This window comes from Nocardioides lacusdianchii, from assembly GCF_020102855.1.
Classification (GTDB): Bacteria; Actinomycetota; Actinomycetes; order Propionibacteriales; family Nocardioidaceae; genus Nocardioides; species Nocardioides lacusdianchii.
The window spans coordinates 1-1,424 of sequence record NZ_JADHZD010000042.1 but is presented as its reverse complement, the minus strand read 5'-3'; the positions used below and the strand labels follow the sequence as shown (position 1 = coordinate 1,424).

The 1,424-nt window shown below is 68.5% G+C and carries 1 protein-coding gene; it reads left to right on the top strand.

Features of this window, described 5'->3' with window-relative positions:
* The first annotated feature begins 127 nt into the window (after positions 1–127).
* Entirely contained in the window at positions 128–1,375 is a 1,248-nt protein-coding gene (locus IRX98_RS22365; RefSeq protein WP_224280558.1) for an IS256 family transposase, read from the top strand.
* Positions 1,376–1,424 lie beyond the last annotated feature (49 nt).

Sequence of the window (1,424 nt, the reverse complement as noted above, 5' to 3'; positions counted from 1 at the left end):
AGTTGAGTCCCCGATAGTGGTGTAGCGCGGTCGCCGAGATCGTCACCGGCGTGTACGTCGGACGTTGGCGCGGCCACCGCGTGATCCTTCGAGTCAACCTTCTACCGAATCCTCGAGGACCATCACGATGACCGCTCCCCACATTGTCGACCCTGCACGTCTGCTGGGCGAAGCACTCGCCGAAGCCTCACCCGATCTGATGCGTGAGCTGCTGCAGACGATGATCAACGCGCTGCTGTGTGCGGACGCCGACGCGATCGTCGGCGCCGAGTACGGACGCCCGACGCCGGGCCGGACCGCGCAGCGCAACGGCTACCGCCACCGCGACCTCGACACCCGGGTCGGGACCATCGACGTCGCGATCCCCAAGCTGCGCAGGGGCACCTACTTCCCCGAGTGGCTCCTCGAGCGCCGCAAGCGCGCCGAGGCGGCGCTGATCACCGTCGTGGCGGACTGCTACCTCGCCGGCGTGTCCACGCGGCGGATGGACAAGCTGGTCAAGACCCTCGGGATCGACTCGCTGTCCAAGTCGCAGGTCTCGCGGATGGCCGCCGAGCTCGACGAGCACGTCGAGCAGTTCCGCCACCGACCGTTGGACGCGGCTGGACCGTTCACGTTCGTGGCCGCGGACGCGTTGACGATGAAGCTCCGCGAAGGCGGGCGGGTCATCAACGCCGTCGTGCTCCTGGCCACTGGCGTCAACGGCGACGGGCATCGCGAGGTCCTCGGCATGCGCGTGGCCACCGCTGAGACCGGTCCGGTGTGGAACGAGTTCTTCGCCGACCTGGTTGCCCGCGGCCTGACCGGGGTCCGGCTGGTCACCTCAGATGCCCACGCCGGCCTGGTCGAGGCGATCGCAGCGAACCTCCCCGGAGCCTCGTGGCAGCGCTGCCGCACCCACTACGCCGCGAACCTGATGTCGGTGACGCCCAAGAGCATGTGGCCGGCCGTCAAGGCGATGCTGCACTCGGTCTACGACCAGCCCGACCGCCCCGCGGTCCACGCCCAGTTCGACCGACTCCTGGACTACGTCGAGGACAAGCTCCCAGAGGTCCACGACCACCTCGACGGCGCCCGCGCCGACATCTTGGCCTTCACCGGCTTCCCGAAGGACGTGTGGACCCAGATCTGGTCCAACAACCCCGCCGAACGCCTCAACCGCGAGATCCGGCGCCGCACCGACGCCGTCGGCATCTTTCCCACCCGCGGTGCGATCGTTCGCCTGGTCGGCGCCGTGCTGGCCGAGCAGACCGACGAGTGGGCCGAAGGCCGCCGCTACCTCGGACTCGAAGTCCTCGCCCGCTGCCGAGTCAACATCGTCGCCACCAACGACCCCGAGATCGGAGCTGATGATCTGCCAGCCCTGACCGCCTGACCCATCACGAAGGAGAACGCAGCGCTACACCACTACCGGGGACTTGACC

What these genes read in the sequence shown, in the direction of transcription:
- IRX98_RS22365 (WP_224280558.1), top strand. Translation starts at nt 128, where the DNA reads ATGACCGCTCCCCACATTGTCGACCCTGCACGTCTGCTGGGCGAAGCA.